The sequence below is a fragment of the Streptomyces sp. NBC_01471 genome (assembly GCF_041438865.1).
GTDB lineage: Bacteria > Actinomycetota > Actinomycetes > Streptomycetales > Streptomycetaceae > Streptomyces.
This window is the reverse complement of sequence record NZ_CP109450.1, coordinates 7,228,702-7,250,190: the sequence shown is the minus strand read 5'-3', so window position 1 is coordinate 7,250,190 and position 21,489 is coordinate 7,228,702. Positions and strand designations below refer to the sequence as shown.

Below are 21,489 nucleotides of genomic sequence, written 5' to 3'. Positions count from 1 at the left end.
TCGTGCCGCACCCGTTCGAAAGCCCCTGCCAGTTGCCAGAAGGCCCACAGCATCGCTTCAACGAACGCCGCGATGGCAGCTTTCATCGTTCCAAGAGGCCCACGGGCCGGCTCATTGGTCAATCCTGTTCATCTGCTCTCCCCCCGCCCTGAATTCCCGAACTCGTCGGCCAAGCTCGGTGCAGCCAAAGACCCGTTCAACGCGGCGTATGCGAAGCAGCGGGATCCGGCGACGGTCATAGACAAGATCGCGGGACGCCCTACTACGCGGTAGCTGCGGCAGGTTGACCATACTCAGGGGTTGCGCACGAAGAATGCAAGGTACAAGGTATGCAATGTCCGCAGGATGCAGAAAGTGTCGGAGGGAGAGTTCGTGGCTCGCGAAAGGTCTGGTCGGACCGTCGCGCACCTAGTTCTCGCCACTCGGCTTAAAACCTTGCGTGAGGCCGCGGGGATGACCAGAGGGGAGGCCGCCGATGCACTCGGCGCTCACACGGCAACTGTCCGCCGTATCGAACTGGCTGAGACCTCTCTGGACGAGGGGCAAGTCCATACTCTGCTGAAGGCATACGGAGCAGGGTTCGCGGAAATTGAGGAGGTTCTCGGGCAACTCGCGAGGGCCAATCTGCCCGGTTGGTGGCATCCCTGGCGCTCAGTCATGGACTCCTGGCAGCTCGACTTGATGAGCGTGGAGTCCGCGACGAGCATCATCCGCGTCTGGGAACCAGCGCTGGTTCCGGCCCTGCTACGCACCCCGGCCTATGCCCGCGCCGTCGACGACGTTCGCCGGCCGGACCTCTCCCCCGAGGCCAGAGATCAACGAACTGATCTGTTGATGGAACGGCAAAGAAGGCTACGGGACCGCAAGACGCGCCTTTGGGCCCTCATGTCCGCCGCCGCCCTGAATACCACGGTGGGTGACGCAGAGGTGATGAACGACCAGCGACTCGCGCTCCGCGCCGCCGCGGAGCGCTCGGATGTGGCCTTGCAGATCCACCCGCTCAACGGACCGCTCCACGTCATGACCGGAATGCCGACCGTGACTCTGTACCGCGTCGACGTTCCCGAGATTCCAGACCATGCGGTAAGAGAGGGGACCCTGCCTGGAACCGCCGATGTCTCCAACAGCCTCCATACGGTGACGGCCTATCACATGCTGCTTGATCACGCGTGTGTTATCGCACCTCATCCAGACAAATCGAAAGAAGCACTTACCCCATGACAGAGCCAACCCGACTGTCTCCTCAGATCGACACGTCCGTTCCCCACTCCGCCAGAGTCTGGAACTACTGGCTGGGCGGAAAGGACCATTACCCTGCCGACCAGGCCGCCGGCGACGCCTACAGCAGCAAGTACCCCCTCATCGCCCCCTTCGCCGGGGAGTCTCGGGATTTCCTGCGCCGCACCACCACCTTCTTGGCCAGGGACGCCGGACTCCGGCAGTTCATAGACCTCGGAGCGGGGCTGCCCACTTCCAACAACACCCACGAAGTCGTGCAGCGGATCGACCCCACCAGTAAGATCGTCTACGTCGACCACGACCCGATCGTGCTGCTGCACGTCCATGCACTGCTCACCAGCACCCCCGAAGGCGCTACCGCCTATGTCGAGGCAGACATGCGCGATACCGAAAAAGTACTGAGCGGGGCATCTGAGACTCTGGACATGACGCAGCCGATCGGCCTGGTCATCAGCGACGTGCTCGGCCACATCGTCGGCTGGGAGGAGGCCCGCGGGCTGGTCAAGCGGCTGGTCGACCGGCTTCCCTCGGGCAGCTACCTTGCCCTGAGCCACTCCACGGCCGCCGACGCCGCCCACCAGGTCGTGCAGGACGAGTACAACAGCTCGGGCGCCATCCCGTACCTGCTGCGTGAGCCGTCCGTAGCAATCGAGCTCTTCGAGGGCACCGAACTGGTGGAGCCCGGATTCACCAGTTGGCCGCGCTGGCGTCCGGATGCCAACACAGGCACCCTCACCGACCGCGCCGGATGGGGAGGGGTGGCGCTGATCCCGTGACCACGAGCAGTGCGGAGCCCGCCTCGCCCGAGGAGAGCCGGTATCAGGTAATGCGACGGCTCACCCGCGCGGCGGCCCACTCCGATGCTCAACTGATCACCGAGGCCGCGGCCCTGGCCGACGGCTGGGTTGTGCTGGTGGACCTCATGGGCGACGTCATCTGCAGCACCCCTCGCACCGCTGGACCCGAGGGGGTGCGCGCCGCCGCGCACCCCCGGCCCCTTCCCCACCTCACTATCCGCAGGACCACTGACGCGGTGCTCGTCGTCAGCCCCGGTCCCGCAGTTGCCACAGCCCGCGTCGCCCTCATCGCGGAGACCTGTGTTGATCTCCTGCGCATACAGGCCCGCGTCCATCGAGCTGAAGAGACTCTGCGCGCCGAGCAGCGGCTGCACAGCGCCGCACTGCACCTCCTCCTCAACGGCCAGGTGGTGCTGGCCCTCAAGGTCCTGGGAACCGTCGGCGTCACGCACGCCACCGTGTGCCGCTTCACCGGCACCGCCATTCAGGCAGCTCATCAAGCCCTGTGGCGAACAGCCCAGGCCAGTACGCCACAGAACACCCCCCGCGCGCTGATCTGTATAGAAGGCGCCAATCTGGTGATCGTCCTCCTTCACAGCGGCAGCCCCGACATCCGCAAGGTCCTCCCCCGCCTCAGCGCGATAGCCGAGCGGCATCATCTGGCCGGCGGCGTATCAGACCCGGTCCCCCTGGACATAATCGCCACGGCATGGTCCGAAGCAGGGACCGCACGACTCAACGTGAGTGCGGGCCAGATCATCTCCGCAACGGGAATGGGAGCCAAGGGGCTCCTCCAGCTCGTCCCCGTGCACCGGCTGAGCGCCTGGTCGGCAGCCATTCTCCAACCGTTGGGTCGCGACCAGCACCGAACTCTGGAGGCGTACCTGCGGTCTGGATCAGCGCAAGCAGCCGCGTCAGCGCTCGATGTGTCCGAGGGAACGGTACGCACCCGGCTGCGCGGGATCAGCAGCGCACTGGCCGTCGAATTGGACAACGCCACTGTTCAGGCGCAACTGCTTCTCGCGGTACGAACGCCTACGGCTCCCATCAAGGCCCGATCACCCGCATGTCTAATCACCCACCCACCGCTACCGACCGAACTCCTAAGTCCCGACAACGCCTACCAGTGGGCAGCAGATGTTCTCGAACCCCTGGACGCTCCGCTCCGCATCGCTCTTCGGAGCTGGCTCCAGCACCGCGGCCGTACAGCCCCCGCCGCCTCCGAACTGAGGCTGAGCAGAAGCACACTTACCGAGTGGCTTTCCAAGATTGGCGACGCCCTGCACCTGGACTTGCAGTCTGCGGCCGTGCGAGCGGAGCTCCACTTGGCTGCAGAGACGATCGCAACGTCTGAGGACGCACCTGATTTCCTTCCCCGCCGGGGCGGCAGAACCTACCGGAATTGACGGCCTTTCTGAAAGCCCCAGGGGACAGCGACGAGGGCCTGCTCGACCTTCTCGGCGCGGGACATCTGGATCTTCATGCCGCGGCCGCCTTCGCGGCCAGCAACAGGGCGTCCACGATCTCAGCGGGTGTGCGGACAACCGAGTCGCTCCAGTTCGCGATCCGCTCAACCGGGTTCTCGTCCACCGTCACCGAAGCGATGCGCAGCGACAGGTCGGCGACAGCCTCCGCGAGCAGCCCGTCCAGTTCCTCCGGCGGCTGAGGATCCTCCGTCACCGCGATGGACAGGGCACCGAGAGCGCACACGCGGAGGCTGCTGCGGGGCTGTTTGCCCTCGGAGTGCAAGTCGTAGAACCAGTTCTTGCAGTGACCGTTCGTCTGAACTACATCGGCCGCCTTCTCGTACACGACCGCGAGCTGCGGGTTGTTCATGGCACCCCTCCACGGGTGCGCTTGGGCTGGCTGAGCACCCAGCGCCCCGCCGTCTGCGCCTCGACCACGGCGGCCGGTACGTCCCAGTCCTGTTTGCTGCGCGCCGGGATACCGATGGCGGTCATGACGACACCGCTGGCTTGGTGCCGCAGTAGACGCAGTGTCTGCCGTCCACAAGGAACGCGCTGTGCTTGAAGAAGTGCGGGCCCGAGTCGTTGCCAACCTGGTTCCGGAGGCAGGGCTCCGGCACGTCAAGGCTCTCGATCGAGTCCGTGGGAGTGGTCATGACGCCACCACCTGACAGGCCGCGTCGTACACGGGCGTCGCGTCGAACTTGCGCTGATATCGCCACTGGGGCTTGGTAGTGGTGTTCTCGAGCCACTTGATCGGGCCGTGGCACTTCCGCATCGGGTTGTGGAACCACGCCCGGCGGAAGGCGAGTTTGCCGCAGCCGGGGCAGGCGATCTGTGGGCCGATCGTTCTGCCGTAGCCCCGGGAAGCGAGGGCATCCTGGCGCTCCCACTGCTCCGGCCGCCTCAGCTCAAGATCGCCTCCGATGACGTCTGCGTCCTGCAGAGGGATGTCCGACCAGTCGTCGCCGTAGTGGGCGAGAGCCTGATCCTCGTCCTCGGCGTCGACCCAGATCACCTTCGTGGTCGTCTCGACGACAATGATCGGGAAGCTGCGATCTTCGATGCCCCATGCGTTACGGGGGGTGGCCGCTTGCAGTAACTCGTTGACGTTCCAGTTCGGTTCTGCCGGGACGGGACGCGGCCAGCGCTGGTTGAGGTACGCGTGGTCGTCGGAGTGACGGAGATCCTTGTCGCACGTCTCGTAGATGCCGCCGGGCTTCGGCTCTCCACAGTTCATCGCGCACCCCCGTTCAGCAAGCAGTCGGCAACGTGGTGGTACACCACAGGGATGGTGACGTCGTCGTTCTCGCGGACCGGCTTGCAGGTGCAGAGCCTCGACTTAAGCTCGGCGACCTGGGCTCGCAGCTGCTTCAGTTCGTCGCGCTGCTCTTGCCACACGGTGACGCCGGTCTTCTCGATCCTGCGACGCTCGATGAACTCCGCCATCGCAGCTTCGGCTTGGGCGACCGTCTCGGCCGGAACAGCGGCAAGCATGATGTCCGCCAATGGCTCGCGGAACGTGTCGGCCATCCCGGCGCCCCAGAGCGACCAGTCCAGCAACGACCACAGCGGGCCGTCCTCCGACGGCCGGGCCGCGCATGACTGGGCTCCACGGTTGAAGCGAGAGGTGAGCCCACGCTTGGCGTCCTCGTCGTCGAGGACCTCCATCTCGCACTCGTCGATCAGCTTGGAAGCCGCTTCATCCGAGTAGCAGGCGCCAGTCAAGGCGCGGTACAGAGCTTCACGGGCCGGGGCGATCCCGGGCTCGCGGTCTTGCGATGATGAAGACACGAGGTGCCTCCTTCTCTTGCAGTAGGGGTGGAGCTCGGAGGGCCATCTGCCGGGAAACAGGGAGAAAATCGTCTCTTTCCGCTGAGCGAGGACCTTGATTCAAGAGCATCGGTGGTGTCGACGAACTCCTCGTAGGCCTTCAGAGGACGGCTCGCGCACCCAGTGGGCCAACGCCGGTTCTGGGTGCCGCAGGAGCCCTCGACGGACTCGCGGTCGCGTTCCTGATGCTTGCGTTTGCCCCTGGGGGCCATCGCCTCAGCTGGTCGAGAGGGCACTGGTCCGGAGAGACGCAGTGTTGCTTCATCAGGCCCCGGAGCTGCCTTCACTCTCGGTGTCGTCCTCGTGGATGGGCTGAACGGTGTCCAGGTCGACGAGCTGGCCCACGCGAAGGGAGTTCAGTCCGCGCAGCGTCGCGACCAGCTGCTTCCGCTCCGCGATGCCCTCAGGGCTCAGCGGCCGGCCGTCCTGCCTGAAGTTGCCCTCCTCCAGAAGCTGTTCCAGTGAGATCTTCCAGTGGTCGACCTGGTACTTCTTAATCCTCTGCTTGCGGGCCATACTTCAGTCCTTGCTCGAAGGGCGTGATGTGTGGTGGAGGCTGCGGGGCCGACCTGGATCCAGCGCGAGCACGTCGTCGGCGGCACAGGAGTTCTTCTTCAGGTGGCTGGCGGTTACTGTGCGCTTGCGGAGTCTGGAGGCAAGACGGCCATACTCTCGGCTGCACCCCGCGGGCTTTACGCCGGTGGCGCCCGCCTCGCGGTTGTGCTCACCGATCACCGGGGCCTGTTGGCAGCCGAGGTTCTCCAGGGCGGTGGTTCGCATCGTCGGTCTGCAAGGCGATCTTCGTGTGGAGGGTGGATGCCCCGGCGGTCGAACAGCTTCATGGCGGCGTCACAGTTGGGCACTCGTGCGGGCCGTAGGCCGTGATCGTCAGTATCGCGTGCGTGGTCTTCGGGAAGTCACGCTTCGCGGTGGGGGCATGAGGAAGGTCCTACGTACCGATGGACAGATGCGCCGTCGGAGCACGTTCCTGAGGAGCCCTCCGGCGCCTGATTGGCGGCCGATACGCGTCTTGGCCAGGGTGCTGATGTGTCTCATCGACGTCTTCTTCGGGGCTTCGGCGACCTGCGTCGCCTTCGTCTCCGGCGAGTGGTTGCTGCAGCGTCTCGTCAGGTACACCACCGCTACCGGGGAATGCCCCTGACGAGACGTCAAGGGGGGAGAAGGGAACGGGCCGGATGCACGAACACCCAGCACCTCCGGTATCGTTCTCGCTCCCGGGTCGGCCATGCCGACCCAGACCCCCGAGGCCAGCGCCCACAGAGCGCGAAGCCGACGCCTGCGCCCTTCATGACCGGCGGTGATCCGCTGCATGAGTTCCAGCAGCACTATGCGGCCGGCGCGATCTCCAGGGGCTGCAGGCGACGTCCGGCGTTGAGGTGGCATTCACTGGCGGCTGATGGCCCTGACCCGGAGCCCACAGCCGAGACGTCCGCGCCGACCGGTCAGTCCTGCGGGCCCGCCACGACGCCCAGGACGGGTGTTCCGTCACCGGCATGGGGTCAGCGTCGCGGTCCTGCTCCGCTGTCATGGCCGGTGCAGGCGTCCGTCTGTCCCGCGTGGGCCGGGCCAGGGGCTACGGAACGGGGGACCGGGCTGCGCACGTGTTCTCTAGCGCGGTGAGTGCAGAGCACATCTCGTGCATGGTGCTCCACATGTTGGCCCGGCATTGGGTGACGGCTGGAAGGCCGGTCAGTTGTTCCTCGTAAAAGGCGCGGCCGACCGGTGTCGGGGCGACGAAGGTGTCGAGTTCGGGTTGTTCATCGTCGGCGAGACGCCTGACGAGCCCAGTGGCGAGCAGGGGCGCTACGTGCAGCTCGTAGCCGCCGAGGACATGCATGTACTTGGTGTCGTTGCCCTCCGCTGCGCCGCGCAGGATACCGAGGGTGCGAACCCAACTGACGGAGTCGAGGGTGCGCATACGGGTCTACCTTCCAGGGAGGACGGGTGGCCGGGTGCTTCCCGCAGGCTGGCGTAAGGGTGCGAAGCCGAGTCAAGCGGTTCGCGGCGGGGGCGAAGAGTGCGCGAATCCGCGCCGGTAGACGAACCGGAGTCGAGCCGCGCCGACCAGCCCCGATTTGGGCTTTATCATGTGGGGAAACGGGCGCAAAGACATGTCGATCGAACCCCGTTGTGAGAGAAGGCGACGGCCCAGCAGAGAGATCACAACCGGGCCGTCGTCAGATGGGAGAGGTTCGGCATTCAGAACCGCTCGGAAGCCCAGAGGTCGTTGAGGTCCTCGCGGATCTCCTCCTCCAGCGCGGCGAGGAGCGCCTGCTCGGCGGCGAAGTCCCCGGAGACGGCCTCAATGAGGTCGTCCTGGACCTGCTGCTTGTCAGCGAGCACCGAGGGCATCCGCTCGTCCTGGGTGCCCTTGGCGATGAGCCGATGGATGGTCACCGGCTGTGTTTGGCCAGTGCGGAAGAGCCGGCCGTTGGTCTGCAGGTAGTGCTCGAGCGAGAACGGCAGCGTGTACCAGATCATCGTCGAGCCGCCCTGCTGCAGGTTCAGGCCGTGCCCTGCGGCTGCAGGGTGAAGCACCATCACCGGGATCTGCTTGGCATTCCACCGGCGGACCATGTCGCGCGAGCCGTCGAAGGCCTGCGCGTCGATGCCGACCTTCTGGAGCCGCGTGAGCAACTGCTCCTTGTCGGACTTGAAGTGATAGGCGATGAGCACGGGCTCGCCGCCGTTGTTCCGCACCAGGTACTCGGTCATCTCGATCTTCTTGTCGTGGATGACCTCGTACCGGCCCTTCGTGTTCGGGTCGTCAGGATCCGCGGTGTAGAGCGTGCCCGAGGCGAACTGCATCAGCTTGCTCGTCAGCACCGCCTGGTTCGCGGCAATGATCGATTCGACGCTCTGCGTCAGCTTCCCGTCATCGTCGGTGTAGGTCTGCACGATGTCCAGGACCAGGTCGCGCTTGAAGTCCTTGTAGGTCTGAAGCAGGTCCGGCGGGAGCGTGACATTGACGTCCTGGATGCTGAGCGCCGGAAGCTGCAGGCTCGTGTTCTGCGCGCTCATCACCAGGTGCGAGATGGCCTGATGGATCTCGGTTTCGGCGTTTGCCGTGGGGATCCACTTCGCCGGTGTCGTGGTGCCGGGCACCATCTTCGGCGTGAACCAGCGGTTGCGGTACGCGGTGATGTTGTGACCCAGCGTCTGGCCCTGGTCGAGCAGGTAGACCTGGCTCCACAAGTCGTGGAGACCGTTAGGGCTGGGCGTTCCCGTCAGCTCGATGAGTCGGTTCATGGCCGGCCGCACCGTCGCCAGGGCCAGGAAGCGCTGCGAGTCGTGCGACTTGAAGCCCTGGGACTCGTCGATGATGACCGTCTGGAAGGGCCAGATGATGGTGTTCTGGCCGTTGATGTTCTGGAACGGCAGCTGGTCGACCAGACCGAAGCGGCATCCGGCGCAGCCTGCTCCGGTGCAGGTCCGGCAGGCATGGGTTTCGTGCGTCACCAGGGCCGACTTGACCAGCTCCTGAATCCAGGCTTGAACCTTGGACTTAGAAATCGGGTTGTTGACGTCGACGGCGACCAGGCCCCGGTAATCGGCGATTAGCTCGTCCTGGCTCAGCGGCCCCCGTGCTCGGAGCAGATCCAGGATATCGATGGCCTCGGACGAGACAGTCGGGGCAGCCGTGGCACCCGGCACTGGGGTGATGAGCCTTCTCCTTTGGGAAGACTGTGTGAGCAACTCCTGGTTGATGAAGTACATCGTCGGCGGGTCAGTGAAGACCTCCTGGAAGCGCTGGAGGCGCTTGGCCTTGGCCAGCTTCCTGTCGTTCTCGTTGACGATGAGCGACTTCGTGCGGATGGGGAAGCCCCACTTCTCGATCTCGTCAATCCAGGTGGATCGGGCGATCGCCACGGGTGCTACGACGAGAATGTGGCCCATCGGGCGGACCGTCTGCAGAACACTGAGGGTTGTCAACGTCTTGCCGGCCCCTACCCCGAGCCATGCGCCGGCGAAGGGCCGGTCGACGAGGAAGTCGTGGATCTGCTGCTGATGCGGCATCAGCGAGATCGAGGATGGAGTGGTAGCCGGGACGACAGCCACGGTCATATCGCTGGTCCTGCCTTTCTTCAGTGGATGGTAAGACACCCCATGTCGTTGGGGTGTCAAGCCGGCTGGGAATAGGTGTGGTGTGACCACGCGGTTGCTTCGTCGTAGTGAGTGCGGGTTTTAAGCAGCCGACGCGTTGTCTGTCGTAGTAACGGCCGGTGCCGGGTGGAGCCCTCAGCGCGCAGAAGGTTGGGTTTGGAGGTCGCCGGGGAAAGCCGCACGCAGGGCGCGCAGCCGCTGGAAGGTGCGGGTGAGTTCCCGGATCTAGGCCGTTTCGTTTGGATCATCAGGCTGCACCAGGGAGACAGGGGCGAGCGCGTGGGCTACGTCGTCGTGGAAGGGACCGTCGCCACGGAGTCCATCGAACCCTGGTCCTGGCGCCTGCTGGCCTCCTTCTCCACCGCCCCGCACTGGGCCGCAGCCCTGCAGAGCAGCTGCCAGTCCCTCGGCCTGACCGCCCATGTCCGAGGCCGGATGGCTACTCGTTCACGACTTGAGCTGACCTGCCGCCCCCGACGGGCACACTGACGGATTGCACTGGTCGGCCCGGCAGTTGTTCACGCCACCGCCCCTGACTCCTCGTCGCGCCTGACGTAGCGGCGCCGCTCGTGTCAGTGCCCTGGGGCAGGATTGCAGGATGACCGATCTTGTACAGAACCTGTTCGACCCCGGAAACGACTGGAGCAATCGCACACGGCACCGATTTACTGGCTTGTCACCAGAGCTGATTGACCTGGTCCTGCACTTGGGTACCACCTCCGAGTTCTGGGACTACCGCTACAAGGTCGACACCGTCTGGAAGCGTCGAGCCAAGGCCCTGCTCAAGACACCCGGCGCCCGCGAGCTGGTCCAGTACGCCGTCCGGGAACTGGCCCAGTCAGGCTCCTTCCACGGCGTGACCGATCCGCGACACGTCATCAGGGAGCTCGGACAGACGAAGCCTCCTGCCCTGGCTCGGAGCCTGGCGATCGGTGCAACGCTCGCCGCAGGATGGCTCGCTGGGGACACAAGCGAACTCGCCGAAAGCCTCGCTGTAGTGGGCCGCAAGAACGCGCAGGCCATGAGCACCCATTACCGGGTGGACGACGACATCGCTGGCGCTGCATTCCTGGCCCTGGGCGAACTGCCCGGCCGGGACGCATTGGAGGAACTATGGGCACTGCACTATTGGGTCGTTCCGGCCCGGCACTCGCACAAGGTCCTGGTGAAGTCCGTAAAGAAGGCCGCGACCCGCGCCGGGGTCCCACCCCACGAGCTGGCCGAACGCACGGTGCCGCGTCACGGACTGGAACCGGACGGAACGCTGACGCTCGGCTGGATCGGGCGCGGCGCACACTGGTGGAACGCCGCGCTTGACGCGGTCATCGCGGTCCACGACAGTGGCCAGGTGACCGTCGACTGGATAGATGACGAGAACGCAACGCACACGCGCACCACGGCACCTTTCCGATCCCCCGCCGGCTACAAGACGCGAACCCGAGCCGAAAGCGTCGACGGTGTGCGGCGTCACGCCCAACGCATCGTGAAGACCCTGGCCGCAGAGCGGCTCCGACTCGCCACCGCGGCCTCCGAAAAGCGCACCTGGCTCTGGTCGGACTGGTCGCGGTACTACCGTGACCACCCGATCACCAGCGTGGTCACGCGTTCGTTGGAATGGGAGTACGAGACACCTGGCGAACACGGCTACCGGCACCTCGGCACCAGCGCCGCCGGCGTCGAGATCGAACCCACAGCACGGGTCCGGCTGCGGCCCGCCGGTTCCGGATCAATCACCGGCCGAGCTGCCTGAGCAGTAGGTTGGCACGCACTCCGCCCTGTACGGCTCCTCCCCCAGGAACCGCACAGGCTGGGTATTGCGGGCTATCCGGCGGTGTGGGCCTCGGTCGGAGGCGGTGCTACATCGCCCGCGAGGGCGTGCACGAACAGCCATTCCATCGTTCCGAGGTGGTACGGCTGCTCGACGTACTCCACCGTGTAGCCGACTCGTTGCAGGACTGCCGTCAGCTCCCCGTACGCCGCCTTCGTGTCGATGGCCAGTTGGTCAGCGGCCTCCTGGTCCCGCAGTGCTGCTGAGCGGCGGGCCCAGGAGTCGTCGAGGGTGTAGCGGATCTCCTTGCACTCCACAGCGCCCTCGGGCCAGCGTTCTCGCCGGACATGGTGCATTGCCCAGCTCGGTCCCGGGATCGGGACGTTCGGGCCGACCGGGCACCCCTGCCGATATCCAGCGGCGACTAAGTGCCCGGTGACGTGCTGATGAGGAATGTCCATGCGCTGGATCGTAGCCATGATGCAGCGCGCCTACCGGCCAGTTGGCCAACTCGCGGACGTCGCGCTCGGTGGCGGGCTGCGCTGATGTGTCGACGGCCAGTAAGGCCCATGGTGTGGGGCCCTCCCGCTTGCCTCGGAAGGGCCCCACACCATGGGCCTCAGAGTTCGATCTGCCGTCCGGTCCGGGGGTCAAACGCCCTGTCAGCCCCCCACTCGCAGGCCTCCTCAACGTTGCGGAACCGATCCTGCGCGGTGACCACCTCGATCTCGCAGGCCTTCTTGCCCTCGTTCTGCCAGGCCCTTTCCAGGGCCATGGTCCCACCGGGGAAGCACAGGCGGCCCTGCATCTCGCGAGTGAGCTCGAAAGTCTTGACCTTCTCGCCAATCACGTTGGTCTCGGCAGCGGAAAGCCTCGGCATCCTGATCGCCTACCCTACTTTGATTTGTCATAGTTCATTCTGACATCCACCAATTTCCAGGGCCCCTAGAGTCATGGCCTGACCAACGAACCGGCATCCCTTATCAACAGCGACGCGCTCGACAAGGCCCTCGCTGCCGTCGCGGATCCCGTTGCCCGGGAGCCGCCCGTGACCTTCATCCACGCGCTCTGGCATCGAGACTTCTCGGGTCAGGCGGGACGGTGCGAACCGCGGGCGGCCGATGTCCTTGGTTTCGTACTGCGGCCGCTGGGGCGCAGATGGGTACTTGCGGGTCATGGTGCTGTTCTCTGTTAATCGGATGGAGACTGGAGGAGGTGCGCGATGAACGTGTCGACGCCCGGCATGTCGTCAACGACGTGGACTTCAGCTCCGTGACAACGCAACTTGGCGTGCATGAGCTGCTGCAGCTTCCGCAGCCGGCCGCCAGGGCGCTTGACCTCGACGAACACAACGCGGCCCAGGGCAACGACGATCCGGTCGGGCACTCCCCCGCGGGCCGGCGAGACGAACTTCAGACACAGGAAGCCGTGTGCCCGGCACTGGGCCAGGAGGTAGTCCTCGATGACCCGCTCACGCGGGGACGTCATCGGCTCTGAGTCTTCTCGTCCGACGAGGCCGTCGGCGTGCCGTACTTCAGCTCACCGGGCCCGACGAGGCGTAAGCCCGTGGGGTGCTTGTGCATTCGGGAGACGCTGAGGGTGGAGTACTTCGTGCCGTAGTGATCCCGGACTTGGGCCTCCCCGTCCGCAACGGACTCGACGACGCGGCGCTTGCTCTGTCGGGTGTCGAGGTCTTCCCAGATCTGGCCCCGGCGGACCAGGATGCCCTCGCGGGTCGTGTTCTTCTCCTGCTGGGCCTGGGCGTCGTCGTCCTGGGCGGAGGTGTCGGTCGGCACGGCATCGGACACGATCTCGTACTTCTTCAGGAACGAGCCGAGCTTGGTGACCGTCCGACGCTGCGCTCGATGATGGACCGAGCGCCGGAACTGGAAGGGTGAATCTACGTGAAGGACCTTGGTCAGGACCCCATCACTTTTGCGCCGCCAGCGCTGACCGGGCTGGACTGGTTCGGGGGCGGCACTCATAACTTGTCGCCTCCTTCAACGGTGCGGACGGGACGTGTGGTCCGGAACATGACGTCTCTCGATTCTCTTGCCGTGGCGAGCCAGACTCGCCTTCGACTCGAATTGGACTCGGGTGCCGAGCAGCGTCGTGTCGGCACGACCCGGCACCTGCGGTCGGATGGTGGTGCGGGGAGCTGATCAGGAGGCGTTCTTCCAGTTCTTGGTGAACGTCTCGTCGAGCATCCGGGCGTAGATGGCGAGGTCGAGCGCCCCGATGAGCTGCGCGACCCGGGAGGCAGGCAGAGTGCGGAGGTCATCATTGACGACGACCATCGACCACCTCGGGTCGATGCTGTTGATCCGGCGGATCACGACGTCCTGGTCATCGGGGAGCAGCGTGAGGCCATCGGAGGTGCTGGCTTCGCTGCGGTTCTTCGCCCACCCGTGATGACGTAGGACCTGAAGCGCGATCGGGTCGCGCCGCACCCCGGAGTTGCCGGACTCGCGACGCTTGGCCTGGCTGACCGGGTTCACCTTCCACGCGCCGGCGTTGTGCAGACTCACGGCTCCATCGCTACCGTTGTGGACGATGAAGACCCTGTTGACCATCTGCAGAGCGCGCGGGTTCACCAGCTGCGCATCAGTATCAACGTCTTCGGCCTCGCCACTCACGGATCCAGCGTTGAGAGGGTCAGCGGCGAACGGGTAGGTGATCGAGCTCCGGGACGCGGCGATGACGTTCTGGAACAGCAGCAGCGTCTTGACCGGATCGTCGGGGGAAATCGCCTCCTCGATCATCTTCCGGCCCAGCGCGGAATCGAATGACTCGGCAAGAGCCCCCTCTCCCCTGCCGGCGACGGCCTGCAGGTAGCGAGCCAGGGCGAAGTCGATCACAGCAGGGTGGGCCAGCGACTTCGTCGGGGTCGGACCTGCGTGGCAGGCCAGCGTTCCACCGGAAGCAGTGATGATTGGGCTGTCCGCGACGGTCCGGCCTTGCCCGGGTGCTTCCAGTTCGAGCCGGTTGTTCGAGTCTTTGCTGATGAGGAACATCAGTTCCGGCTCGATGGCGATGCCGATGGCCTTCTGCTGCTCAGCGAGCACGCGGTTGTTGGTGGCCTCGTCGAAGTCGTTCTCCCCGACGACGGAGTAGAGACCGTCGGTGTTTGTCGAGATGATCCGTGCGCCGCGCAGCGTCTGTGCCTGCCCGATTCGCCAGCTGAACAGCTGGCCGAGGATCCGCATCGAGATGGTGCGGTTGTTCATCCGGATCGGGGTCCGGTGGGCGGCGTCAGCGGCACCAGAGGCTGAGTTCAGGATCAGCTTCGTACCGTTGCGCAGGGTCGTGAGCCGGGCCTTCTCCTCAGCGGAGATCCCCGGCTTCTTTATCGCACGACCCAGGCGCTCCTTCTCGAAGAAGATCGTCGTGTAGCGGTCCTCGCCCAGCTCCGGGTTCCAGAATGCCCTCATGTTGCGCAGCAGGTTCGGGTAGTAGCTGGTGAAGTCCTCGTGGATCACCAGACCTGCCGAGGTCCGGGCGAACTTCGGGTGCAGCTTGGTTGACTTGTCGGTCTTCGCGATGAACAGCTCGGGGGCTTTCTTCGACGGCTCGTCACGGTACGCGGCCTTGGCCTCCGAGGTGACGGCCAGGACGAGCTTGCCGTCGAGCACCGTCCCGTCGGCCAGGCGCACATGCAGCGCTTCGGCCTCCGGTCGCTGAGCAGCCAACAAACCCGCCGGATCCGGGACCTGAGCCTGCGCACGCGCAAGCTGCTCGGCCTGATCCGGGTCCGCGTTCTTCGGCTTGCGGTACTTCACCTTCTCCGGATCCGAGCCCAGCAGCACGAGCCGTTTGTCGACGGACGTGCCGTCGGGCAGCGAGAGCCGGTTGTGCTGGCGCTTGGCCTCGGTCACGAAGGCTCTGGCGTTGGGGTAGATGAGACGGGCGATGCCGATCATGGCCGCCTGCTCCCGGTGCTCGAAGGAGTCGGTGTCGAAGACGCTCATGTCGGCTTCGGCTCCGTGTATACCGCCCGTGCTGAACGTGGCGAAACACGACGACGGGGAGGCGTCCCGATGGAAGTAGGGCACGTTGCTCGGCGTCTTCGGCAACTCGCGCAGGTTTTTGGCCGGGAGGCTGAACAGGTCCCGGTACTCCTCGGAATCGTTGAAGTTCTGCCCCTCGATCGAGCGGTAGTAGTCGACGACCTGTATGAACTGGCGGTGCGCTGCGCGCTGCTCCGGCGTCGCCTCGGGGTGCGCGGCGGGGTCCGGAGCTACGTTCTCCTCGAAGAAGCGCAGGCACTCGTCGAGTACGTTGACCGGGCAGATTCCCCGCTCCTTGGCCACCTGGGCGTCCGGGTAGAGGTAGGACACGGCCTCGATGTCATTCAGCGCGGTGTACGGCGCGAGAATGCGGCCGACGAACTTCGCCGAGGACGAGTCGATGGTCAACCGGTCTCGGCGCACGGAGCCGTTCTTGGCGTAGACCGTCTCGGAGTACTGCGCCAGCAGGCCGGCCTTCAGGTCGAAGTTGCTGGCGTAGGCCGGGTGCTGGAAGAGCTGGGCCAGGCCCACGCAGTCGGAGACGTTGTAGGCCAGCAGCTCGTAGAGATCCTCGATCGTGGCGATCTGGGTGTCGTGGCTGAGCTTCTCGGATTCCTTGATCTGGCGGCCGAGCATCCCGAGCAGGCGCTTGAGGCTCACCTTGGTCTGGAGCTCGTTGAGACGAGCGACGTCCAGATACCGGCCCGAGTGAAGCATGGCGCGGCGGATCTTGGCAGCCGGGGCGTCCCAGCCGAGGTAGCCGGGCATGTACTCGATGTGCTCGTTGAACAGCTTGTCGTTGTGCTCGCGCATCTCGCGCGCCGTGGTCGGCTGGAAGAGACGACCCGAGTGCGGAGCCGGGAAGGTCTCCATCAGATACAGCGCGAGCATGACCGTGTCATAGTTCAGCGAGTTGTACCCAGCCAGGAACGGGTGCTTCAACGGGTCGTACTCGAGATCCGTGTCGCAGACCGGGCGCAGGCCTGTCGGATAGGACGAGACCGCGGCACGGTCGTTGACCAGATCGGCGTTCGAGAGGCCCACCAGCTCGGCAAGGCGGAGGTTGCCCCGCTCGCCGCGCAGGTTCCACAACTGAATGCTGACTGCGGGAAGGCCCGGGTTGGAGCGCACCACGGTTTCATAGAGTGCCTGCGGGTCCACGGCATCGGAGAGCCGCTGGGCGTCGGCGAGGAAGAAGATCTCCAGGTCGTCGACGGCTCCGTCGGGCCGCGGGGTGTACGCGCAAAGAGTGAAGACGTCCGACAACGACTCGATGTCGTAGAAGCTGAAGCGCGCCCTCGAAGCCGTGACGGGTGTTCGCTGTGTGGTCATGATCGGGGATCTCCTTTCGTCGGTCCGACCATCACGGCCGGTATCTGGGGAGGAGGCACGCGGCCTCAGAGGGAGTCGAGAGGGGGCCGGTGCAGGGCATCCGTACGTCGGGACGCCTCACTCTTGAGCCGGGGCATCTCCCCGGGGTCCGCCGTGATCTGCGAGCTGACGACGAGGTTGGTGATCCGCTGCTCGTGCACGACGTCGGACATCGCCGCTCATGCCCCCAGGCAGGTTCGCAAGCGGCCGGGGTGAGTTCGCCGGGTGCGCCAGCGGCCTTGGCACTGGCCGCATCAGTCCTCTTCGGCGGTCGTGCCGTCGGTCGGGGCCGGCGCGCCCGTCTGCCGGAGCAGGCCGCGGTAGCTGGCGGACAGCTGCAGCTTCGGCTGGGATGTCTTCAGCGCATTGCTGCCGTTGTTGCTCGGGTTCGCCCACTTCTTCAGCTCGTACTCGGCGATGAGCGGCTCGGGGCTGCTCATCATCGGGCCGGGTCGGATCTTGCGGGTCTTGTCCGGGCAGTGCCACAGGGCATCCGGCCGGACGATGGCGACCAGGTCGGTGATGAACTGCTTGTTGCCGACCGGCGAGCCCGAGGGCGAGACGTCGGTGAACCAGGCCTTGTACAGGTCGTAGAGGAACGTGAACGGTGCCAGATCCCAGACCAGCCGGCCGCGGAACTCCTCCCAGAAGGCGCGCACGGGGTCGTTGGCCTCCTTGTACTCGGCCAGGACCGCCTTGGTCGCTACCGGCTCGGAGAGCTGGTAGTAGTCCCCCGGAGAGGACGTGCCGGCGCGGTTGATCGCGTGCCAGAAGACGTACTCCAGGACCTCGGGGCGCTGGAGGTAGTCGTCCTTGATGTACTTCTTCTCGGCTCCGGTGAAGCTCTTGGTGAAGGGCACGAATTGCTGCCGCCGGTAAAACGACTCGGACTTGTCCTTCACGCGCGGAAACTCGTTCAGGCACTGGACCATGAAGCCGAAGAACTGGTAGGCGATCGGCATCCGGTACTTGCGGTTGATCTGGATGACGTCGTTGGTCACGATCGCCTTCAGGTTGGCCGCCTTGTCGATGAAGGTGCCGACGTCATTCTCGTCGACGATGATCGCGTTGGCGCGCACCAGCGGTTCGAGCGCAAAGTCCTTGCCGAAGTCCGAGAGCGGGATCGAGGTGTGCGCACCGCTGCCGACCAGATTGCGCATGAGCGCGCAGAGCGTGCCCTTGCCGTTGTTGCCCTGCTCCGAGTAGAACCAGGCGGTCTTGCCCCAGCGCACGTGCGGCCGGATGATCGCGCCGATGATCTCCCAGATCAGATCGGCGAGACCCTCGTCACCAGGCTGGTCGAAGAGCTCCTCGATCCAGGAAACGACGTCCCAGTTTCCGTCCTCGGGGTGCGTGATGATCTGCTGCGGGGCGTCGTCCACATAATCGACATCATTCTTGGTCAGCAGCACGATAGCGGGGTCGAAGGGGTGGACCTGCTTGGGCTCGAAGTGGAAGTCCTTGCCGAAGACCGTGACGTCCAGTGGTTCGGTGCCGTAGAAGACGATGCCGTTGCGCGCGGCGATGAAGTCACGGTTCGTGCTCTGGTGCCGGCGCGGGCTGTCCTCGCGCAGAACGGCGAGGACCTCGGCGAATTCCTTGAGGGTCAACTGGGTGTTGTACATGCGAACCGCGGTGCGGATGTCGTCCTCGCTGGTGGTATACGTTCCGCGCGCGCGGCCGTTGGCCTGGTACATCGCCAGCAGGTCGTACTCGCGGTCGGTGTCCTTGGCGTTAGGTGCGATGCGGATGACGTGGTGCAGACGCAGCAAGATCTGCGCGACCTGCCAGTACGTCAGACACCGCAGCAGCGGCAGCCTCTCGGTGGCGGTGGCCGCTTTGAAGTTCTCCGACTTGCAGACGCCATTGACGATCGCCAGCAGCTGCTTCTCCAGGACGCGAGGCGTCGGAGGGGTGTCTAGATCGATGTGATCGAGGTAGACCGCAGTGACGTACGTGATGATCTCGTTCTGCGGAGCCATGTCGTCGCGGCCCGAGAAGTACTTCATGACGCTGGACAGGACGTCGGCGACGGGGTTGGTGCGCGGTCCGGCGATGCAGCCGTCGGCAGGTAGAGACGTGGGGGCATCAGGAGGCGTCATGTCGCTGCTTTCTCGATCGAGATCCTGCCGGCGATGCGTGGGAAGCCGATTGGACTCGCAATCGAATGGAACGTGATCTCAACCGTATGCCATCCGAGTATCCTATCGCAACGATTCAATCATCATTCAACAAGAGGAATACCGGGGTCCTCCATGGCGCGCAAAAGAGATCCGGATGGGCCACCGACAGGCACCGAGGGGACGCGCGCGACCGCCACGGCCGTACCACACGCCTCGCAAACCTGGATCAGACGTGAGAATCAGTGACCCGGGGGTGCACACCTTCGGAGTTACCGACTTCCCATGCTCGACCATGCACCCGCGGGCGGCGTGAGCCGCCCGGCCCGTTGGTCGAGGTCCGGAGGAGTTCTTCCGGCCAGCCGGGCCAGCCACTGCCAGCACACCGACCGAACGTCCCCCCAGGACGGTTTCCAACGCCTCATACCCTGCAGGGGTATCGGTGCCTGTACCACTTGACGTGGTACACCTATTTTCCCAGGTCAGAGCAGAAATCTCGGGAGCCCAAGAGCAGGGTGTACCACGTGACATTTTCTACGTGGTACAGGCATTTACCCAGGTCGGGAAGGGGTTATATACCCCCTGTACCACTTGTACCGGAAAATAGAGACTGGATACATGCGCAAGAGGGGGCTAACGAAGCAGGCCGTCCAGCCAGCGCTGGAGCCGGTCGGCGCTCTCGAACACGTCCCTATGTAAACGATGAAAAAAGTTTGGTACACGTGGTACATCGATGGGAAACGCAGGTTGACCAGGCAAAACGTCGTACCACCTCGCTTTTCCCACGTGGTACACCCGGTGCGAGGCAGACCCTCGTGGGACAGGTGTCCTCCCACGTCAGACGTGAGTTCCGGAGGTGTACCACGTCTCGTGGTACACGCGGGGCTTCAGCGGCCCGGTGCGCATTCCTGGCGACCACCCTGAGGCAGCCTCCCGCGTCGGGTTGCTGCGCGGCTCTCAGGCGGCGCGACCAGATCTGAGCGAGGGACCGCCGCGCGCTGGCCTGGACCGGCCTACACGATCTACCAGATCGTGTAACTGGTTCGTGTAGCGCGAAAGCGGGCCGGCCTCGGCGCTCTTAGGCTCATCGAGAGCCCCTGACGGGCCCTCCGGACATGATTCAGAGTTGCGCCAGAGTCGCTTCGTTCACGAGACTTCACTCGAAGCGAAAGGGGCTGGACTGGCATTCGCCGCTCATTGCGAGTGATCTGCGCCAGCTGCTATCGTTGGCGCCAGGTGATCGATGTTGCACTGGAACGTGAAACCAAAGAGGCCGGAGAGTCTCCCCGTGGGAAGGGAACTCTCTGGCCTCTTTGCATGTGCCGTTGACTACGAGGCGCGGACGGCGCGCATCACCTAAGGGGTGACCGTGCTCCAGCCCCGCCGGTATCCCTCATTGGGGGACACAGAACTGCGGCTACGGGATCGCTCGTCCGATTCGACGACGTACAGGATCTCGTAGGAAATCGTGGTGTTGAGGTTGAGCGGGTTCTTGCTCTGACGCTTCTGCACAGTGATCTTGTGGCAGCCGCGAACGGCCTCGACCCGATCGAAGAACTGGCGTAGCCTCGCGCCCACGCGCCCACGGGCCTGCTCGGCGGTGACGCCCATGTCGGAGACGACGAAGACGTGCGTGTGACCGCGCTCGAAGGTCGGCTTCTCACCAATGTCGAGGTCCAGACGGATCTTCGCACGACTGATATCGAGCGGGTCGGGGCGGACGAGCCGTCCTCGCGAATCGTACGTACAGGTACTGACGATGGCCATGATGAGATCCTCTCCTCTCCTGATGAGTATGACTGAACAGTTACTTTCAGTCATACCTCGGTGATCGGATCACTCCGGTCACCACGAATAGGCTCTCCGCACCAGCGACCAGCGGACAAATAGCCCGTCAGGTCCTGCGCAGAGAGCACCATCGTCTTCCAGAAGAGGCTGAGAACCTCGCTTACGGCATCACGGACTCGTCTCCCGTGCCCGGGACTGCGCCCGGCGGGGTCCCGCTGGCGACCCGCCGGTAGAGCCCCACAGAACACCCGGCAAATGCCAGGCACAGGAACATCGCAGAGACCGGGTTCGCCAGAGCGCCCATCGCCTGCGCCGGAGCGAGGGTCGCGGTGAGATTGAAGCCCAGGTGCAGGAGCACACAGAGCCACAGTGCGCGCGTGCGTTCGTAGAGCAGGGCCAGGAGTACCGCCAGCGGCAGGGTCGAGGCGAACTGCACGGCATTGCCGTGCAGCAAGCCGAACACCACGGCAGAGACCAGCGCTGAGACGGGGACGCCCATCCGCTTGCGCAGCAACGGGTAGATCAACCCTCGGAACAGGAATTCCTCCCCCACCGGCGCCGCGACGAGGGTGAGCAGAAGAGTTGCCACCGCTCCGGCCGCGTGCCTGGTCTGGTTCGAGGCGTCGAAGCCGGTGGATCCGGCCGTGCGGTAGATCCACAAGGCCAGTGACTGGCCGGCGAGGAAGGCCAGGGCTGCACAGCCCAGGACGGTCCATCCGAAGCCGGGGGTCTCTCTCTTCGGGCATGGGGCCGCTGCATGCGCGAGCCACGCCGGCCGCAGGATCCTCGTCGCGCCCACGAGGACCACGACGAGCATGCCCAGAGCAGCGGTCGCGAGGACCGGCTCCCCGACGAGGAGGACCGCGCCCGTCCCGAGGCCGAGGTAGACAGCGACGACGGCCAACGGCACGAGGACGCACCAGGCGATGCTGAGCAGATGCGAAATGATCGGTGACGCCGCCATGGCCTCCCCTC

The 21,489-nt window shown here is 65.0% G+C and carries 22 protein-coding genes; 5 read left to right on the top strand and 17 right to left on the bottom strand.

Going from position 1 to position 21,489, the window contains the following annotated elements; translation table 11 throughout:
- Positions 1–372 precede the first annotated feature (372 nt).
- Genes OG285_RS32735 through OG285_RS32725 form a run of 3 tightly spaced genes read left to right on the top strand, consistent with a single transcriptional unit; the run spans position 373 to position 3,442 of the window.
- Positions 373–1,221, top strand: coding sequence for a helix-turn-helix transcriptional regulator (locus OG285_RS32735; RefSeq protein ID WP_371793663.1), 849 nt, complete (start codon positions 373–375; stop codon positions 1,219–1,221).
- Positions 1,218–2,015, top strand: coding sequence for an SAM-dependent methyltransferase (locus tag OG285_RS32730; protein WP_371793095.1), 798 nt, complete (start codon positions 1,218–1,220; stop codon positions 2,013–2,015). Before OG285_RS32735 ends, OG285_RS32730 begins: the two co-directional genes overlap by 4 nt.
- The gene (locus OG285_RS32725) at positions 2,012–3,442 is read left to right on the top strand and encodes a helix-turn-helix domain-containing protein (protein ID WP_371793094.1); all 1,431 of its coding nucleotides are present in this window, start codon (positions 2,012–2,014) and stop codon (positions 3,440–3,442) included. The genes OG285_RS32730 and OG285_RS32725 overlap by 4 nt, the downstream gene beginning before the upstream one ends.
- Positions 3,443–3,515: 73 nt before the next feature.
- Here the strand turns inward: OG285_RS32725 and OG285_RS32720 are convergent, their stop codons facing one another.
- The 8 genes from OG285_RS32720 to OG285_RS32685 all read right to left on the bottom strand — a co-directional run bounded on the left by OG285_RS32720 (position 3,516) and on the right by OG285_RS32685 (position 9,481).
- Positions 3,516–3,872 carry a hypothetical protein gene (locus OG285_RS32720; RefSeq protein WP_371793093.1) on the bottom strand — a complete coding sequence of 119 codons (357 nt, stop codon included), beginning with the start codon at positions 3,870–3,872 and terminating at the stop codon, positions 3,516–3,518.
- Positions 3,869–3,997, bottom strand: a complete 129-nt coding sequence (locus OG285_RS32715; RefSeq protein ID WP_371793092.1) for a hypothetical protein — start codon at positions 3,995–3,997, stop codon at positions 3,869–3,871. Before OG285_RS32715 ends, OG285_RS32720 begins: the two co-directional genes overlap by 4 nt.
- Positions 3,994–4,158, bottom strand: a complete 165-nt coding sequence (locus tag OG285_RS32710; protein ID WP_371793091.1) for a hypothetical protein — start codon at positions 4,156–4,158, stop codon at positions 3,994–3,996. The genes OG285_RS32715 and OG285_RS32710 overlap by 4 nt, the downstream gene beginning before the upstream one ends.
- Positions 4,155–4,742, bottom strand: a complete 588-nt coding sequence (locus OG285_RS32705) for a hypothetical protein (protein WP_371793090.1) — start codon at positions 4,740–4,742, stop codon at positions 4,155–4,157. The genes OG285_RS32710 and OG285_RS32705 overlap by 4 nt, the downstream gene beginning before the upstream one ends.
- Positions 4,739–5,296, bottom strand: a complete 558-nt coding sequence (locus OG285_RS32700) for a hypothetical protein (protein WP_371793089.1) — start codon at positions 5,294–5,296, stop codon at positions 4,739–4,741. Before OG285_RS32700 ends, OG285_RS32705 begins: the two co-directional genes overlap by 4 nt.
- 303 nt (positions 5,297–5,599) lie before the next feature.
- Positions 5,600–5,851, bottom strand: a complete 252-nt coding sequence (locus OG285_RS32695) for a hypothetical protein (RefSeq protein ID WP_371793088.1) — start codon at positions 5,849–5,851, stop codon at positions 5,600–5,602.
- Between the two features lie 1,078 nt (positions 5,852–6,929).
- Positions 6,930–7,274 (bottom strand): hypothetical protein, encoded by a 345-nt coding sequence (locus tag OG285_RS32690; RefSeq protein WP_371793087.1) that lies wholly within the window; start codon positions 7,272–7,274, stop codon positions 6,930–6,932.
- Between the two features lie 281 nt (positions 7,275–7,555).
- Positions 7,556–9,481: an SNF2-related protein gene (locus tag OG285_RS32685; protein WP_371793086.1), complete on the bottom strand. Its 1,926-nt coding sequence runs from the start codon at positions 9,479–9,481 to the stop codon at positions 7,556–7,558.
- A 258-nt stretch (positions 9,482–9,739) separates the two neighbouring features.
- Between OG285_RS32685 and OG285_RS32680 the strand changes: the two genes are divergently transcribed.
- Positions 9,740–9,949, top strand: a complete 210-nt coding sequence (locus OG285_RS32680) for a hypothetical protein (protein ID WP_371793085.1) — start codon at positions 9,740–9,742, stop codon at positions 9,947–9,949.
- Positions 9,950–10,058: 109 nt separating this feature from the next.
- Positions 10,059–11,210: a DUF4132 domain-containing protein gene (locus OG285_RS32675; protein ID WP_371793084.1), complete on the top strand. Its 1,152-nt coding sequence runs from the start codon at positions 10,059–10,061 to the stop codon at positions 11,208–11,210.
- Positions 11,211–11,281: 71 nt separating this feature from the next.
- On the opposite strand, the gene OG285_RS32670 is transcribed toward OG285_RS32675, so the two are convergent.
- From OG285_RS32670 to OG285_RS32630, 9 genes are all read right to left on the bottom strand, one after another.
- A complete protein-coding gene (locus tag OG285_RS32670; protein ID WP_371793083.1) occupies positions 11,282–11,689 on the bottom strand; it encodes a hypothetical protein in 408 nt (135 codons plus the stop codon).
- Positions 11,690–11,847: 158 nt separating this feature from the next.
- On the bottom strand, positions 11,848–12,108 hold the full coding sequence (locus tag OG285_RS32665; protein ID WP_371793082.1) for a hypothetical protein: 261 nt from the start codon (positions 12,106–12,108) through the stop codon (positions 11,848–11,850).
- 311 nt (positions 12,109–12,419) lie between these two features.
- Entirely contained in the window at positions 12,420–12,716 is a 297-nt protein-coding gene (locus OG285_RS32660; protein WP_371793081.1) for a VRR-NUC domain-containing protein, read from the bottom strand.
- Positions 12,713–13,213, bottom strand: coding sequence for a hypothetical protein (locus tag OG285_RS32655; RefSeq protein WP_371793080.1), 501 nt, complete (start codon positions 13,211–13,213; stop codon positions 12,713–12,715). Before OG285_RS32655 ends, OG285_RS32660 begins: the two co-directional genes overlap by 4 nt.
- A gap of 177 nt (positions 13,214–13,390) precedes the next feature.
- On the bottom strand, positions 13,391–16,567 hold the full coding sequence (locus tag OG285_RS32650; protein WP_371793079.1) for a hypothetical protein: 3,177 nt from the start codon (positions 16,565–16,567) through the stop codon (positions 13,391–13,393).
- A 65-nt stretch (positions 16,568–16,632) separates the two neighbouring features.
- Positions 16,633–16,779: a hypothetical protein gene (locus OG285_RS32645; protein ID WP_371793078.1), complete on the bottom strand. Its 147-nt coding sequence runs from the start codon at positions 16,777–16,779 to the stop codon at positions 16,633–16,635.
- Between the two features lie 81 nt (positions 16,780–16,860).
- The gene (locus OG285_RS32640) at positions 16,861–18,708 is read right to left on the bottom strand and encodes a phage/plasmid primase, P4 family (protein ID WP_371793077.1); all 1,848 of its coding nucleotides are present in this window, start codon (positions 18,706–18,708) and stop codon (positions 16,861–16,863) included.
- A 1,374-nt stretch (positions 18,709–20,082) separates the two neighbouring features.
- On the bottom strand, positions 20,083–20,493 hold the full coding sequence (locus OG285_RS32635; protein ID WP_371793076.1) for a hypothetical protein: 411 nt from the start codon (positions 20,491–20,493) through the stop codon (positions 20,083–20,085).
- A 181-nt stretch (positions 20,494–20,674) separates the two neighbouring features.
- A complete protein-coding gene (locus tag OG285_RS32630; RefSeq protein WP_371793075.1) occupies positions 20,675–21,478 on the bottom strand; it encodes a lysostaphin resistance A-like protein in 804 nt (267 codons plus the stop codon).
- Positions 21,479–21,489: the final 11 nt, after the last annotated feature.